At 68.8% G+C, this 15,887-nt stretch carries 14 protein-coding genes; 8 read left to right on the top strand and 6 right to left on the bottom strand.

The annotated features are described in order from the left end of the window. Positions 1 to 3: 3 nt before the first annotated feature. From GLS40_RS00240 to GLS40_RS00225, 4 genes are all read left to right on the top strand, one after another. Entirely contained in the window at positions 4 to 1,206 is a 1,203-nt protein-coding gene (locus GLS40_RS00240; protein WP_160380595.1) for an acetyl-CoA C-acyltransferase, read from the top strand. 78 nt (positions 1,207 to 1,284) lie between these two features. Next, positions 1,285 to 1,953 carry a histidine phosphatase family protein gene (locus GLS40_RS00235; RefSeq protein ID WP_160380594.1) on the top strand — a complete coding sequence of 223 codons (669 nt, stop codon included), beginning with the start codon at positions 1,285 to 1,287 and terminating at the stop codon, positions 1,951 to 1,953. A 16-nt stretch (positions 1,954 to 1,969) separates the two neighbouring features. Continuing rightward, entirely contained in the window at positions 1,970 to 2,998 is a 1,029-nt protein-coding gene (locus GLS40_RS00230) for a phosphotransferase family protein (RefSeq protein ID WP_160380593.1), read from the top strand. A 23-nt stretch (positions 2,999 to 3,021) separates the two neighbouring features. Next, on the top strand, positions 3,022 to 3,438 hold the full coding sequence (locus tag GLS40_RS00225; protein WP_160380592.1) for a PaaI family thioesterase: 417 nt from the start codon (positions 3,022 to 3,024) through the stop codon (positions 3,436 to 3,438). A 10-nt stretch (positions 3,439 to 3,448) separates the two neighbouring features. Here the strand turns inward: GLS40_RS00225 and GLS40_RS00220 are convergent, their stop codons facing one another. The 4 genes from GLS40_RS00220 to GLS40_RS00205 form a co-directional block, all read right to left on the bottom strand. Continuing rightward, positions 3,449 to 4,642: an MFS transporter gene (locus GLS40_RS00220; RefSeq protein ID WP_202075738.1), complete on the bottom strand. Its 1,194-nt coding sequence runs from the start codon at positions 4,640 to 4,642 to the stop codon at positions 3,449 to 3,451. A 133-nt stretch (positions 4,643 to 4,775) separates the two neighbouring features. Next, on the bottom strand, positions 4,776 to 5,267 hold the full coding sequence (locus GLS40_RS00215; RefSeq protein ID WP_202075731.1) for a flavin reductase: 492 nt from the start codon (positions 5,265 to 5,267) through the stop codon (positions 4,776 to 4,778). 235 nt (positions 5,268 to 5,502) lie between these two features. After that, positions 5,503 to 6,678: an alpha-D-ribose 1-methylphosphonate 5-triphosphate diphosphatase gene (locus GLS40_RS00210; RefSeq protein WP_160380591.1), complete on the bottom strand. Its 1,176-nt coding sequence runs from the start codon at positions 6,676 to 6,678 to the stop codon at positions 5,503 to 5,505. A 560-nt stretch (positions 6,679 to 7,238) separates the two neighbouring features. Further along, positions 7,239 to 9,008, bottom strand: coding sequence for a PQQ-dependent methanol/ethanol family dehydrogenase (locus tag GLS40_RS00205; RefSeq protein WP_160380590.1), 1,770 nt, complete (start codon positions 9,006 to 9,008; stop codon positions 7,239 to 7,241). Between the two features lie 355 nt (positions 9,009 to 9,363). On the opposite strand from GLS40_RS00205, the gene GLS40_RS00200 reads away from it, so the two are divergent. Beyond that, complete coding sequence (locus GLS40_RS00200; protein ID WP_328598858.1) at positions 9,364 to 10,257, top strand: ABC transporter substrate-binding protein; 894 nt, start codon at positions 9,364 to 9,366, stop codon at positions 10,255 to 10,257. Then, complete coding sequence (locus GLS40_RS00195; RefSeq protein WP_328598857.1) at positions 10,232 to 10,879, top strand: ABC transporter ATP-binding protein; 648 nt, start codon at positions 10,232 to 10,234, stop codon at positions 10,877 to 10,879. The genes GLS40_RS00200 and GLS40_RS00195 overlap by 26 nt, the downstream gene beginning before the upstream one ends. Positions 10,880 to 11,034: 155 nt before the next feature. Here the strand turns inward: GLS40_RS00195 and GLS40_RS00190 are convergent, their stop codons facing one another. Continuing rightward, positions 11,035 to 11,799 carry an ABC transporter permease gene (locus GLS40_RS00190; RefSeq protein ID WP_328598856.1) on the bottom strand — a complete coding sequence of 255 codons (765 nt, stop codon included), beginning with the start codon at positions 11,797 to 11,799 and terminating at the stop codon, positions 11,035 to 11,037. A gap of 106 nt (positions 11,800 to 11,905) precedes the next feature. Here GLS40_RS00190 and GLS40_RS00185 point away from each other — a divergent pair, with 106 nt between their 5' ends. Then, on the top strand, positions 11,906 to 13,987 hold the full coding sequence (locus GLS40_RS00185; RefSeq protein ID WP_160380587.1) for a 4Fe-4S binding protein: 2,082 nt from the start codon (positions 11,906 to 11,908) through the stop codon (positions 13,985 to 13,987). Next, positions 13,984 to 14,853: an FAD:protein FMN transferase gene (locus tag GLS40_RS00180; protein WP_160380586.1), complete on the top strand. Its 870-nt coding sequence runs from the start codon at positions 13,984 to 13,986 to the stop codon at positions 14,851 to 14,853. The genes GLS40_RS00185 and GLS40_RS00180 overlap by 4 nt, the downstream gene beginning before the upstream one ends. Positions 14,854 to 15,001: 148 nt before the next feature. On the opposite strand, the gene GLS40_RS00175 is transcribed toward GLS40_RS00180, so the two are convergent. After that, positions 15,002 to 15,886 carry a substrate-binding periplasmic protein gene (locus GLS40_RS00175; RefSeq protein WP_202075729.1) on the bottom strand — a complete coding sequence of 295 codons (885 nt, stop codon included), beginning with the start codon at positions 15,884 to 15,886 and terminating at the stop codon, positions 15,002 to 15,004. Position 15,887: the final 1 nt, after the last annotated feature.

The following is a 15,887-nucleotide window of genomic DNA, read 5'->3' as shown; positions in this document are numbered from 1 at the left end:
CAAATGCGGGAAGCCGTAATCGTTTCCACCGCGCGCACGCCGATCGGCAAAGCCTTTCGCGGCGCGTTCAACAACACCCAGGCGCAGGAGCTGATCGGCCATGCCGTGAAGAACGCGGTCGAGCGCGCCGGCATCGAGGCCGGCGAGGTCGAGGATTGCATCATCGGCGCGGCGCTGCAGCAGGGCTCCACCGGCGGCAACATCGGCCGTCAGGCGGCGATGCGTGCCGGGCTGCCGACCTCTGTCGCGGGTATGTCGATGGACCGCCAGTGCGCCAGCGGCATGATGGCGATCGCCACGGCCGCCAAGCAGGTGCTGCATGACGGCATGCAGGTCGCCGTCGGCGGCGGGGTCGAATCGATCAGCCTGGTGCAGAACCAGAACATGCGGATGGACCGCCGCACCGACCCCTGGCTGGTCGAGCATCTGCCCTCGCTCTACATGTCGATGCTGGAAACCGCCGAGATCGTGGCCGAGCGCTATGGCGTCAGCCGCGAGGAGCAGGACGAATATTCCGCGCAGTCCCAGGCCCGCACCGCCGCCGCGCAGCAGGCCGGCAAGTTCGATGACGAGATCGTGCCGCTGACCTCGACCATGGCGGTTGTGGACCGCGAGACCAAGGAGGTTTCCTACAAGGAGGTCACGCTCGAAAAGGACGAGGGCAACCGCCCCGGCACCTCGGCCGAGGACCTGGCCAAGCTGAACCCGGTCTTCAAGGACGGCCAGACCGTCAAGGAAGGCAAGTTCATCACCGCCGGCAATGCCTCGCAGCTGTCCGACGGCGCCTCGGCCGCCGTGCTGATGGAGGCCAAGGAGGCCGAGAAGCGCGGCATCCAGCCGCTCGGCCGCTACGTCGGCATGATGGCCGCAGGCCTGAACCCCGACGAGATGGGCATCGGCCCGATCTACGCGGTGCCGAAGCTGCTGGAGAAACACGGGCTGAAGATGGACGACATCGGCCTGTGGGAGCTCAACGAAGCCTTTGCCTGCCAGGTGCTGCAATCGGCCAAGGTGCTGGGCATCCCGATGGACAAGCTGAACGTGAACGGCGGCGCGATTTCGATCGGCCACCCCTACGGCATGTCGGGCGCACGCATGGTCGGCCATGCGCTGATCGAGGGCAAGCGCCAGGGCGCCAAATACGTGGTCTGCACCATGTGTGTCGGCGGCGGCATGGGCGCGGCGGGCCTGTTCGAGGTGCTCTGAGCGCCGCGATCCCCGAATTTTCGACGAAAATTCGCGGGCGGGGTCCCAGGAACCCGCCCGCATCTGCAAAGGACCTCCATGCCCGTTCTCTACCTCGTCCGCCACGGACAGGCCTCCTTCGGGGCCGACGATTATGATGTGCTGTCCCCGACCGGCCACCGCCAGGCCGAAGCCGTCGGCCGTGCCTTGGCCGCGCAGGGCGTGACACCCGACGCCTGGGTCATGGGCGACATGCGCCGCCACCGCGAGACGATGGAGGGCATCCTGACCGGCATGGATGCCACCGGCATCACCCCCGAGGTGCACGCGGGCCTCAACGAATACGATTTCGGCGCCCTGCTGAAGGCCAAGATGAAGGCCGCCGGACAGGACGACGCCCCGCCGCCCGACCGGCGCAACTATTTCCGCACCCTGCGCGAGGTCGTGCAGGAATGGCACCGGGACGAGATCCCGGACCCCTACGAGACCTACGGCACCTTCCGCGACCGCGTCGAGGATGCCCGGACATTCTGCATGCGCGAGGGGGTCGAGACGGTGCTTGCCGTCTCCTCCGGCGGGGCCATCGGCCAGATGATCGCGCGTCTGCTGGACGCGCCGCCGATCACCCAGGTCAAGCTGCAGCTCCAGATGAAGAACTGCGCCGTGAACCGGATCGTCTATTCCGCGCGCAACGCCTATCTGCACGGGTTCAACGAAACCCCGTACATCGACGCCTCCAACGAGGCCGAGATGCTGACCTACAGCTGAGGGAGGAGGGCCCGAGATGGCACAACAGGATCCCACCGTTCTGGACACCGACGCGGTCGAGGCATATCTCAAGAACCGCATCCCCGGCTTCGAAGGGCCGGTGAAGGCCGAGAAGTTCGCCAACGGCCAGTCGAACCCGACCTTCAAGCTGCTGACGCCGTCGGGCGACTATGTCCTGCGCCGCAAGCCGCCGGGGCAGTTGCTGAAGTCGGCCCATGCCGTGGACCGCGAATTCCGGGTGCAATCCGCGCTCTGGGACACCGATGTGCCGGTGGCCAGGATGTACCTGCTGTCCGATGACGACAGTGTCATCGGCTCGCAGTTCTACGTGATGGAGGCGGTCCGGGGCCGCAACATCAACCAGCCCACCATGCCCGAGGTCGCCCAGGACCAGCGCCGGCTGATCAACGCCGAAATGGCGCGGGTGCTGGCCCGCATCCACGGGGTCGACCTCGACAAGGCCGGCCTGTCCGATTACGGCCCCGAGGGCAATTATTACCGCCGCCAGATCGACCGCTGGATCAAGCAGTACCGCGCCAGCCAGACAGACGACCTGCCCGAGATGGAAGAGCTGATCGCCTGGCTCGACAGCCATATCCCGCCCGAGGACGGCCAGCGCACGCTGGCGCATGGCGATTACCGCATCGACAACATGCTGTTCCACACGACCGAGCCGCGCTGCGTCGCGGTGCTCGACTGGGAGCTGTCGACCACCGGCCATCCCTATGCCGATGTGGCCGCGGTGATCATGCAGTGGCAGATGCCCGAGGAGAGCCGCGGCCTGGCCGGGGTCGACCGCAAGGCCGTGGGTGTCATGGAAGACGAGGAATTCATCGCCGAATACTGCCGTCAGGCCGGTATTTCCGAGATTCCGCAATTCGGCTTTTACCTGGCCTTCACCTTCTTCCGCATGGCGGGCATCCTCCAGGGCATCAAGAAGCGGCTGATCGACGGCACGGCGTCCAACCCGACGCGGGCCGCGCAGGCAGCCGCGGGGGTTCCGCGCTTCGTGGCGGGCGGCCTGGCCGCCGCCAGGACGGTGTGACCGGGGCCCAACGGAGACAAGACATGAAAGACGCACAGCTCGATCCGCAGCTGATCGAAGACCCGTACCCGTTCCAGAAGCACATGGGCTTCTACCTGGCGGACTGGCGTGAGGATTACGCCCGCTTCGAACTGCCGGTCGAGGATTTCCTGACCAACCGCTACGGCATCCTGCATGGCGGGGTGATGAGCGTGATGGCCGACACGGTGATGGGATTTGCCGGCTGCTACACCGGGGATCCCGACAACCGCAAACTGGGCATGACGCTGAACCTGAACGTCAATTATCTGGGCCAGATCCAGGGCAAGCTGATGATCGCCGAGGGCTTCCGCACCGGTGGCGGGCGCAAGTCGTTCTTTGGCGAGGCGAAGATCTCGGACGAATTGGGCACCAGGGTCGCCACCGCGACGGGCGTCTTCCGCTACCGGCAGGCGGGCTAGGGCGCGCCGCTCACTCTCCCGCCGCCGTCGCGCGGCGGGTGTCGCGGATCACCGTGCGCAGCAGGATCAGCGCGGCCAGCAGCGGCAGCGCCGCGGCGGCCGACAGCACGTCTAGCAGGCCCTGCGGCCCGATGCGCGCGATCAGCACCCCGCCGATCAGCGGCGCGGCGGCCGAGGCGATCAGGATCGGCGTCGCCAGCCGCCCCATGATCCGGGCATAGTCGCGCGGTCCGAACAGCGACAGCGGCAGCGAGCCGCGCGCGATCGACCACAGCCCGTTGCCCCCGCCATAGGCGATCAGCGCCGCCGCGGCGGGCAGGCCCATGCGCAGGCCCAGGAACCCCACGGCGACCAGCGAGGTCGAGATCACAAAGGTCCAGACCGGGTGGTGCTTGCCGCCGCCCAGCATCTCGACCAGCCGGGCGCCGACCTGTGCCGGGCCGATCAATGCGCCCAGCCCGACGGCGGCGGCAACCGTGTGGCCGGTCGAGGTCAGCACTGTGATCAGGTGCACGGACCAGACCGACGACATCATCACCAGCACCGTGCCGCCAAGCGCCACGCACCAGAACCGGTGGTCGGCCAGGGCGTTCGGGGCGGGGCCCGTTTCGTCGTCTTCGGTCTGCGCCGGCTGCGGCTTGCCGCGCGGCAACCCGTAGATGCAGAGCGGCACGGTGATCGCCAGATGCATCACCGCATAGGCCAGGCAGGTGCCGCGCCATCCCAGGTGGTCCGCCATGAAGGCGGTGAGCGGCCAGCAGACCGTGCTGGCAAAGCCGCCCCAGAGCGTCAGCGCCGTGATCGGCCCGCGCGCCCCGCTGCCGTAGATCCGCCCGAGGGTCGAAAAGGCCGCGTCATACAGCCCCGCGCCCATGCCCAGCCCGATCAGCAGCCAGCCGCCCAGGAACATGCCGATCCCCTGCGACAGGGCCAGCACCGTCAGCCCTGCGGCGATCAGCGTCATGCCGGTGGCCAGGATGCGCCGCCCGCCGTGGATCTGGATCAGGTTGCCCACCTGCGCTGCCGCCAGCCCCGAGACAAGCAGGCCGACCGAAATCCCCGCGGTGATCAGCTCGCGCGGCCAGCCGGTGTCGATGCGGATCGGGTCGGCCAGCACCGCCAGCAGGTAGAAGGACGATCCCCAGGCGAGGATCTCGACAATCCCCAGGGCGGTGATCGTGCGTGTGCGTTCCGAGAGGATCAAGACCGGGCTCCAGCGTCTGTGGCGCGGGGCCGGGACGCGGACGACTGCGCAGACATGGCGCAAGCCTCTGCCGCCGGGCGGGGGAGGTCAAGCGCAATGCACCGCCCGTGGACCGGGGCCGCGCGGGGCACGGTCAGTCCGACGCGATGTGGTGAAAATCCCGCCCGAACCAGATCAGGCTTTCCGCCTGCCCGCCATGCTGCGCCATCGCCTGCACCTCGCAGAAGAAGACCGTATGCGACCCCACGGTGCTTGTCTCGCTCACCCGGCAGTCGAAGGCGACGCTGGCATCGGCCAGCACGGGGGACCCGGTGGCGAGCCTGGTCCAGCTTCCGGTGGCAAAGCGGTCGGTCTCGTTCTGGCGGGCAAAGACCTCGGACAGGGCGCGGTGGCGGCCGGCCAGCACGTTGACGGCCAGCACCTTGTTGCCCGCGAAATGGTCGTGGCTGCGGCTGGTGCGGTTCACGCAGACCAGCAGCGTCGGCGGCGTGTCGGTGACCGAACAGACGGCCGAGGCGGTCATGCCGTGCTTGCCCGCCGGGCCGTCGGTTGTCAGCACGGTGACGGCGGCGCCGAGGCGGGCCATGCCTTCGCGAAAGCTTTGCAGGTCGGGAACTTGGCTCATTGCGGCATCCGGGGGTCGTGGCCCTGTCCGGCGGGGGCCGGAGGGCGCTCATGCATGGCAGATACTATCACACCCACCGCCGTCAACCGCCACCGCGGCGGAATTGCCCCCCGCCCCGCGATCCCGGGTCATGGCTGCCCTTCCGGCGGGCGGGCAGCGGCCCGGGGCGGGGACCCCTGCCAGCGCAGGCCGCGGGGCCCTGGCACCCGGGCCGGGGAGGGGCCCCGATACGGGATCAGGCGGTCACGGGGCTGGGCGCGGGGTCAAAGCGCAGCGAGCCGTCGCTGAAGATCGGCGCGCCCCGGCGCAGCGTCGCGCGCACGTGGCCCACGCCCCGGTCGTCGGCAATCAGCAGGTCGGCCAGCTTGCCGGTCGCGATCTCGCCCCGGTCCGCCAGGCCAAGCGCCCGCGCCGGATTCAGGCTGGCAAGCCGGGTCGAGGCCGGAAGGTCCCCGCCCGCCATGGCCAGCACTGCCGGCAGGATGGCCGAGGGGTGGTAATCCGCCGCCAGCATGTCCAGCACGCCCGCCGCATAGGCCTCGCGCGCCGAGAGGTTGCCGGAATAGCTGACGCCCCTGAGCGCGTTCGGCGCGCCCATTGCGGTGGCAAGGCCCCGTTTGCGCGCCTCGGCCGCTGCCTCCAGCGAGACCGGGAATTCGCTGATCGTCGCGCCGATCTTCTGCATCAGCGCGACCTTTTCGACCGTATCGTCATCGTGGCTCGCCAGGGCCATGCCATGTTCGGCGCAGATCGCCGAAATCGCCGAAATGGTCGCCATCATGTCGCCGGTGGTGCTGCGTTTCTCGTCGATGCGGGCCTGGACCATCGCCATCGCCTCGTCCGCGCTGACGCCCTTGGTCTTGGCGATGAATCCGGCATGACGCTCGATATCGCGGTACTGGCCCTGCCCGGGCGTGTGATCGGTGAGCGAGACAAGATCGACGGTGCCCTCGGCGATCAGCTCTTCGACCACCGAGAGGGCGTCGGGGAATGTCACCTCGAACCGTGCATGCACACGGTGATCGACCAGCAGCTCGCCCCGCATCGACTTGAGCGCGCGGAGCATCGCCATCGTGTTGTCAAAGCTGCGGATATGCCCGTAGGCGCTGCCCGGCTGGAACGAGACGGCGGCATAGGCGGTTGTCACGCCAGCGACCTTCAGCCGCCGGTCCAGGTCGCGCAGGCCCAGTTCCATCGGCATGCGGACACCGGGGCGGGGTTCGACCTCGCGCTCGATCATGTCGCCGTGCATGTCGATGAATCCCGGCATCAGCAGCAGCCCGCCGCCATCACATTCGGCGTCGGCCACCGGGGTCTCGCGGATTTCGGCGATGCGGGTGCCCTCGACCCGGACGGATCCCCTGGGCAGCACGCGATCGGCCAGGACCACACGGAAATTGCTCAGCCACATATCGTTTCTCCTTTGCGGGGCGACCGGCTGCGGTTGCCCCCATGTGCTACACCGATGCCGGGCGGATGTGAATCGCGGGATGGTCAAACTGCGTCAGGGCCGCCCGGTCCGGTCGTGCCGGTGGCGGTTTCCCGGGCTGTCGTGTGTGCGGCGCCCGGTCCCCGGCGCCTCGAACCGGGCCAAAGGCGCCGACGGGCGGGCGGCACGTGCAGGCGTCTTGACCGGCATGGGATCTGCTCCTGTGCAGTTCGATGGGCGGCACCGGGACTGGCCGCGACAGTCGAGGTCTCGCGCAGCGACGTAACGGTTGGATGACGCCCGCTTGCGACATGGAGTGCGCGCCGGGCGCTGCGGGCACCGGACCGCAGGGCGCAAGTGCCTGATCTTGCTGTGTCACCCGGGCGGGCTGCCACATGTCCGATTCACAACGGCCGCAAAAATGTGGGGCCGGCGCAGTGACGCCGTCATCCGGGCCTGGGGCTGAAACGCGAACGGCGCGCCCCGGAGAGGGACGCGCCGTCAAGGCGGCGGGGCCGCGAAGCCCCGCCTTCCGCGATCGCTTACTGCATCGAGGCAAGCTGCTTGGGCAGTTTGAATGTCCAGATCATGCCACCCTGGTTCAGGTAGTTGACCTTCTTGGCCACCTCGCCGCCCCAGAGCGGCACCGCACCGCCCCAGCCCGAAGCCACGGCGACATATTGCTCGCCGTCCATCTCCCAGGTCACCGGCTGGCCGACAATGCCCGACCCGGTCTGGAAGCTCCACAGAACCTCGCCCGACTCGTCATCCAGCGCCATGAATTTGCCCTCGGGCGTGCCGAAGAAGACCAGCCCGCCGGCCGTGGTCATCACGCCACCCCAGAGCGGGGCCTCGTTCTTGTATTCCCACTTGGTATCGCCGTTGTTGGGATCCAGCGCCTTGAGGCTGCCGATATGGTCCTCGAAGATCGGCTTGATGGTGAAGCCGGCGCCCAGGTAGGCCGCGCCCTTCTTGTAGGTGATCGGCTCGTTCCAGATGTCCATGCCCCATTCGTTGGAGGGGATGTAGAACAGGCCGGTCTTGGGCGAATGCGCCATCGGCATCCAGTTCTTGCCGCCCAGGAACGAGGGCACGGCAAAGATCGTCTCGCCCTTGCCGCCGTCGGTCGCGGCGGTCGGATCGCCGGGGCGGTTGTCCTCGTTGAACATCGGGCGGCCGTTTTCGTCGATGCCCGAGGCCCAGGTGATCTCTTTCACGAAGGGATAGGCGTTGACGAAGGCACCGTCCTCGCGGTTGAGCACGTAGAAGAAGCCGTTGCGGTCGGCGGTGCCGAAACGCTTGTTGCCCTCTGCGTCGACAAAGGCCACGACCTCGTTCACGCCGTCGAAATCCCAGCCCTCGCGCGGGGTGGTCTGGAAGTGCCACTTGATCTCGCCGTTCTCGGGATTGATGCCGAGACGCGAGGCGGCATAGAGGTTGTCGCCCTTGTTGCCTTCCATCGGCGCACCGGCGTCACGCAGATGGCTGTTCCAGGGGGCGGGGTTGCCCGCGCCAAAGACCAGCGTGTCGGTATCCGCGTCGTAAGAGCCGCCCAGCCAGGTCGCCCCGCCGCCGGTCTTCCACATGTCGCCCGGCCAGGTCGCGTTCAGCGTCCCGGTCATGGTCGAATCCTCGCCCTTGTAGGTGCCCATGTGGCCCTCGATCACCGGGCGGGTCCAGACCATCTCGCCGGTGTCTGCGTCACGGGCCTGCACCTCGCCGACGATCCCGAACTCGCCGCCGGAATTGCCGGTGATCACCAGCCCGTCCACGATCAGCGGCGCCGCGGTGTAGGAGTAACCCTCCTTGTACTCGGCGATCTTCTTGTTCCAGACGGTATCGCCGGTCTTGAGGTCCAGCGCCACGATCCGGGCATCCAGCGTGCCGAAATAGATCTTGTCGCCATAGATCGCCGCGCCGCGGTTCACCACGTCACAGCAGGGCAGGATGCCCTCGGGCAGGCGGGCGTCGTATTGCCACAGCTCTTCGCCCGTCTTCAAGTCGATGGCGTAGAGGCGCGAATAGGACCCGGTGGCGTACATCACGCCATCGTAGATCAGCGGCTGCGTCTCTTGTCCGCGCTGCTTTTCACCGCCAAAGCTGAAGGCCCAGGCGGGCACCAGGTTCTTGACGTTGTCCTTGTTCAGGGTCTCCAGCGGACTGTACCGCTGAAGCGAGCGGCCCATGCCGTTCGTCAGCACGTCTTCGGTGGTGGTGGCATCGTTGAGAAGGTCTTCCTCGGTCACCTCGGCCCAGGCCGGCAGTGACGCGGCGGCCAAGGCCGCGACCGCGGCCACGACGAAACGGTTCATGTTAATCCTCCCATGCAGGCACATCTCGTTGCTATTTCCACGCCGGGGGACCGGCGGGAAATCGCGCTGAGTATCGGATCCATGCTCGGGAAACGGGTATTGCACATTGGTCTTACGACCCCGAAAGACTTGACAACCCCCGCGACTCCCCGCCCCGGTATTGCGTGATCGCCGTCCCGGGGACCTGCGATACTGGGGGCGGGGCCTCCTGCGGCTTTGGTCGTATTTCGCGCGGGGGCGTCCCGGTCCAGTATCCCCGAAAAGGGGAGGAACCATGTCTATCCGTGCCAGATTTGCAGGGGCATTCGCCCTGTGCGTGTGCTTCGCCGCACCAGCCACCGCGGAAACGCCGGTTATGCGCATTGCCACCCAGGCCTCGGGCACCGTCGCCTGGGAGCTGGACACCATCACGCATTACGGGCTCGACACCGCCAATGGCGTCAGCCTCGACATCCGCGACGTGGCCGGGAAATCCGGTGCGTCGGTTGCGCTGCAGGCGGGCGAGGCGGATGCCATCGTGTCCGACTGGCTGTGGGTCGCGCGCCAGCGGGCGGCGGGCGAGGATCTGGTGTTCATCCCCTATTCCAAGGCCGTCGGCGCGCTGATGGTCAAGGGCGACAGCCCGGTCCAGAAACTTTCGGACCTCGATGGCCAGAAGATCGGCATCGCCGGTGGGCCGGTGGACAAGTCCTGGCTGATCCTGCGCGCCTATGCCCAGCAGACCGAGGGCTTTGACCTCAAGACCGCGACCGAGCAGGTGTTCGGTGCGCCGCCGCTGATCTTCAAGGCCGCGCTGTCGGGCGAGGTCGCGGGGGCGATCAACTTCTGGCATTTCGGCGCCAAGATGGAGGCGGCGGGCATGCGCCCCGTCGTCACCGTGACCGAGGCCGCCGAGGCGCTTGGCCTCGATCCCGAGACGCCCCTGCTGGGCTATGTGGTGCGCGGCGATTTCCTCAAGGCCCATCCCGAGGCGGTTGCCGGGTTCGCCGCCGCCTCGCGGGCCGCCAAGGACCGGCTGGCCACGGACGATGCCGCGTGGGAGCGCCTGCGCGACCGGATGAACGCGAAGGACGACGCCCAGTTCCAGGCGCTCAAGGCCGGGTGGATCGCGGGTATTCCCGCGCCGGGCCCCGTCAGCCGCGATGCGGCGGCACGGATGCTGGCGCTGATGGCCGACCTCGGCGGGAGCGAGTTGATGGGCGATGTGGCGGAGCTTCCCGACGGTGTATTCTACGACCCCGCCATGTAGCGCGACCAGCGCCCCGGTCGGACCGGCGGCGCTGCGGCTGGACCTACGCCGGGCAGGGCCGGGCGGCTCGACCATACTCGGGCCGCTGTCGCTTGTCCTGCGCCCGGGCGAGACGGTGGCCCTGACCGGCCCCTCGGGCGTGGGCAAGAGCACGCTGGCCAGGGTGGCGGCGGGGCTGGAACCCTCCTTCGACGGGCTGCGCGAGGTGTCGGGCCGGATCGCCGTGGTGTTCCAGGACCCGGTCCTGATCCCCTGGCGCAGCGCGGCCGAGAATCTGCGCATCGCGGCGGGGCTGGGATCCGATGCGATCCGCGCCGCCCTGGCCCGCGTCGGGCTGGACGGGATGGGCGATTACCGCCCCGGACAGATGTCGCTGGGCCAGCAGCGCCGGCTGGCGCTTGCCCGCGCCTTTGCGGTGCGGCCCGATCTGCTGCTGATGGACGAACCCTTTGTCTCGCTCGACGGTGACACCACCGGGCGGATGCATGCGCTGTTCCGCGACCTGCGCGCCGAACATCCGGCGGCAACCCTGCTGGTCACCCATGACATGGCCGAGGCCCACGCGCTCGCCGACCGCGTGCTGCGGCTGGAGGGGCGTCCCGCCGCGCTGACCGGGGACTGATCCAAGGGGTAAGGCGGAGAGTTGCGGCGGCGTCCGGTCTAACACGCTTGGGCAGCAAGGCTTGGCCGCGTCTGATCCGCTGGGCTGGCACCGCGAGGCGCAACTGCGTCCGGTCCACGGCGGACGGGTCCTTGCAGGACGGCAGCGCCCGGCCCTCAGCCCACAGCGATGGTATTGCCCCGCCAGACATTCGCGGCCCGGGTCCAGGGCGTGATCACCAGCCGGTCCGCCGCCACCATCAGCGCGACGAAGGCCAGCGCATAGGCCAGCAGGTGCCCGGTCTGGAACAGCTGGAAATAGAAATGAATCTGGAATCCGATCCCGTCGGAGCGGCCCAGGAACTCGGCCACCAGCACGATTTTCCAGATCATCGCCAGCCCGTTGCGCGCGGCGGTCGCGACATGCGGCGCCAGCTGCGGCAGCATCACGTGGCGCAGCCGGGCGGCGGGGGACAGGCGATAGACCTGCGCCATCTCGGCCATCGGCCGGTCCAGCGCCCGTGTCCCCTCGCGCAGGGTGACGATGACCATCGCCGCCTTGTTCAGCGTGACCGCCACGATGGCTGCCACCTCGGACAATCCGATCCAGAGGTAGCAGAGCACGATCACCATCAGCGCCGGCAAGTTCAGGAAGACGATGACCCAGGGGTCGGCCCAACGGTCGACCCGGGGCATCAGGCCAAGCGCGATGCCGATGGCCGTGCCCAGCCCCATTGCCAGCGCAAAGGACAGCGCCACCCGCCAGAGCGTTGCCGCCATGTGATGGGGCAGCGCGCCCGAGAGCGTTTCGGCCCAGGCGATGCGCAGCACCTCCAGCGGGCCGGGCAGGATCTGCGGGTCGGCCTTGACCCAGGCGGCCAGCGCCCAGGCCAGGATCATCAGCCCCGTCGAGGCGGCGAATATTCCCTTGTCGCGCATCATGGCTGCGGTCTCCTCCGCCTTGCAGGATAGCGCCGGGACCAACATGACCCCAGCATGGACCTTGGTCGTATGTCGGCCCGCCGGGGCCGGTCCTAGGATCGCCGCCATGTGGAGGAGACTCACCCCGTTCCGGGTGCTTGTCATGTGGCTGGCGCTGCTCGGTGCCGCCCATGCGGCCCCCCTGTCCCGCGCGGAAATGGCGGAGATGATCGTCGCGCCCTATGCGCTTGGCGAGCCGGTGAACGACCGTGGCGTGTGGGAGCTGCGCAATTCCGGCGGGGGCGAGGCGGGCTATGTCTTCGAGACCGCGCCGCTGGCCCCGTTGCCGGGCTTTTCCGGCGCGCCGATCAACATCCTGGTGATGCTGGACCTCGAAGGGCGGTTCATCGCGACACGGCTGATCGCGCATAACGAGCCGATTTTCGTCTCGGGCCTGGGCGAAGCGCCGTTGCGGGCCTTCCTTGAACAATATCGCGGACATGCGATCACCGAGCCGCTGGTTGTCGGCAATCCCTACGGTGGCTCGGGGGCGGGCAGCGATCTGGTCTACCTCGCCGGGGTGACCAAGGCGACCGCCTCGGTCCGCATCGCGCATGAGTCGATCCTGGCGGCCACCCTCGCCGTGGCGCGGGAAAAGATGCAGGGCATCCGCACCGCGCCGCCCCCGCGTCCCGACTTTGATCATGCCGAGGATCTGACCTGGCAGCAGTTGGTCGACCAGGGGCTGGCCGCGCATCTGACGGTCAGCAACGCCGAGGTCGACCAGGCCTTTGCCGGAACCATCTTCGCCCATGACGACCCCGAGGCCGCGGCCGATCCCGATGGGCTGTACCTCGACCTCTGGGTGGTCGATGTCGGCCCGCCCGCCATCGCCCGCGCGGTGCTCCAGGACTCCGCCCTGGACGACCTGGCCCGCATGCGCGAGGTGTCGCCCGACGACGCGCCGATCCTGGTGATCGACGCCGGGCGGCACGGGCTGGTCAGCGCGGATTTCGTGCGCAACACGGCGCCCGACCGGCTGGCGGCGGAACAGGACGGGCTGCCCATTGCCCTGCGCGACGCCGACATGTTCTTTTCCACCCGCGACGGCGTGCCGGAGGGCACGCAGATGATCCTGCGCACCGACCGGCGGCTGGGGTTCGACGCGACCCGGCCCTGGGTGATGAAGGTGCAGGCGGTGCGCGAGCATGGCATGTTCCAGCCCGAGGTCGGATCGGCCCATTTCGAAATCGAAACCGTCACCCCCGCCCGGTTCTACGACACGACCGAGGCCGCCCGCCCGCGCAGCGCCATGCCGCCCTGGCGCGAGGCGATTTTCAACCGGCAGGGCGACCTGATCGGGCTGGGCGTGCTGCTGGTGGCGGTGCTGGCGCTGATGGGGCCGGGGATGAACCGGCTGGCGGGGATGCGGTTCTATACACCCGTGCGGCTGGGTATCCTCGCCGTGGTGACCGTCTTCATCGGCTGGTGGGGGCAGGGGCAGCTGTCCATCGTCACCGTCATGGCGACGCTGCGCGCGGCCTTTGGCGGGGGCAGCTTCGCGGTGCTGCTCTACGACCCGTTTTCGCTGATGATCTGGGGCGCGGCGATTGTCGGTTTCGTGCTGTGGGGGCGGGGGCTGTTCTGCGGCTGGCTCTGCCCCTTCGGCGCCTTGCAGGAATTCACCCATCACCTGGGCCGCCTGCTGCACCTGCCGCGGTGGGAGCCGTCGGACCGCTGGGACCGCCGGCTGAAATGGGTGAAGTTTCCCGCGCTGGCCGGGTTGATCGCCGTGGCCTTCATCGCCCCCGCGCAGGCCGAGAAGGCGGCCGAGATCGAACCGTTCAAAACCGCGATCACCGTCGGATTCCAGCGCGAGTGGTACTATGTCGCCTATGCGCTGTTCTGGCTGGTGCTGGGCATGGTGACCTTCAAGGCCTTCTGCCGCTACCTCTGCCCGCTGGGCGCCTTCATGGCCATCGGCGGGCTGCTGCGCGGGCGCAAGTGGATCGAGCGGCGGCAGGCCTGCGGATCGCCCTGCCAGCTGTGCAAGGTGCGCTGCAATTACAATGCCATCTCCAAGGGCGGGGCGATCCAGTATTCGGAATGCTTCGGCTGCCTCGACTGCGTGACCATCCACGATGACCCGCAGCAATGCGTGCCGCTGATCCTGGCGGCCCGGGCCGGCAAGCGCGGGGTCACGGCATGAACCGGCGGAGGTTTCTGACCATCGCGGCCTGTGCCGCCGTTTTGCCCGTGGGGGCGCGGGCGGTGGACTGGCGGGGGCAGGTCTTTGGCGCGGATGCGCGGATCACCCTGACGGGGCCGGGCGACGCTGCCGCCGCGCTGAACGCGGTGCGGGGCGAGCTGCGGCGGCTGGAGGCGCTGTTCAGCCTGCACGACCCCGGTTCGGAACTGTCCCGCCTGAACCGCGCAGGGCGGCTGGAACGCGCATCCCCGGACATGCGCGCCATCCTGGCGGAATGCGACCGGGCCTGGCGGCTGACCGGCGGGGCCTTCGATCCCACGGTCCAGCCCCTGTGGCGCGCGCTGGCCGAGGGGCGCGATCCCCGGCCCGCCGCCGATGCCGTGGGCTGGGACGGGGTGCGCATGCGCGACGGCGCCGTATCCATGCGGCCCGGTCAGGCGCTGACCCTCAACGGGATCGCGCAGGGTTATGCGGCGGATCGCGTGGCGGCGCTGCTGGCCGGGCGAGGCTATCGCGACGCGCTGGTGGACATGGGAGAGATGGCGGCCCTGGGCGGCCCCTTCCGGGTCGGGGTTGCCGACCCCGTGCAGGGCCTGCTGGCGCAGGAGACCCTGCGCGATGCCGCGATTGCGACCTCCAGCCCCGGGGCGATGAGTCTGGGTGCGGGGGGCCATATCCTCGGCCCCTCCGGGCAGGTGCCGCTTTGGTCGACCGTCTCGGTGATGGCGGACAGCGCCACCCGGGCGGATGCGCTGTCGACCGCGCTGTGCCTGTGCGACCGCGCCACCGCGCACCGGCTGCTGCGCGACGGGATGGCACGGCGCATCCTGCTGGTGGATGAGGCCGGGAACCTGATCAGCGCCTGAGCGGCCCGGTTGCGCGCGCGGACTGTGTGCGGGGCGGTATGGTTCCGCCGGACCCGCGGCCGCCCGACCGCGCAAGGCGTAGGAAAAGGACCCTGCCAAGGGGCAAGGCCCGGCCCGACCGACCCACAGGGCCGATCAGGCCGGGGGGTCACCACTCCGGCGGGTTCCAGGTGACGCCGAACCGCGCAAAGACGGCGGCGAGGCGTCCGTCATCCATCGCCGCGCGGATCGCGCCGTCGACGGCATAGCCCAGGTCGCGGTGCTGCTGGCTGACCGCCACGCCCAGCGTCCAGGTCGAGCGCGAGAAGCCCAACAGCGGCGGCTGATGCAGCGAAAGGCCCTCTTGCAGACCGGCCTCCAGCTCGGCGCGCGGCCCCATCGCGGCCATCACCTCGCCCGCCGCCAGCGCCTGCATCGCGGCTGGGGTCGAGCGGTAGCGGTGCACCTTGTCGGCGCCCGCCCCGATGGAGGTGAGATAGAAATCGGCAATCGAGTCATTCTCGACCCCGACCGTATCGTAGCGGAAATAGGGCGGCGTCGGCCCCTTGTCGGGATACTCGGCATCGGAATAGGCGATGGCCACATGTTCCTGCGCATAGAGCCCGGTAAACACCGCCTGCTCGACCCGGCAGGTGAAGGCGCTGTCATAGGGGACATGCAGCATCACGTCGCTGACCCGCCCGTTCACCACCGCGCCTTTCCAGACGAAATTGCGCAGGTCGGCTTCCAGGTTCTCCCCCGCGCCGACAAGGCGGAATCGCGGCTCGACCCCCAGGTCCTCGGCGATAAGGCGGCCGATCTCGACGTCGATCCCGGCCGCCTTGCCGTTCTCTGCGTAGGACCAGGGAGGATAGTCCTCGTAGAGCGCGAACTCGATCCATCCTTCGTCCAGGATGCGGTCGAACTCCCGCCCCACATCCTGCGGGGCGGTGTTCTGCGGGCGCTGGCCGGGCACGTAGTCCTCGCACCGGGCAAAGGCCGGCGATGCGGCGAGGCAGGCCAGCAGCGCCAGGATGACGCGGCGGCCCGGCATC

The sequence above is a fragment of the Pseudooceanicola pacificus genome, assembly GCF_009789075.1.
In the GTDB taxonomy this organism is placed as follows: domain Bacteria; phylum Pseudomonadota; class Alphaproteobacteria; order Rhodobacterales; family Rhodobacteraceae; genus Pseudooceanicola; species Pseudooceanicola pacificus.
This window is presented reverse-complemented; position numbering and strand designations above follow the sequence as displayed.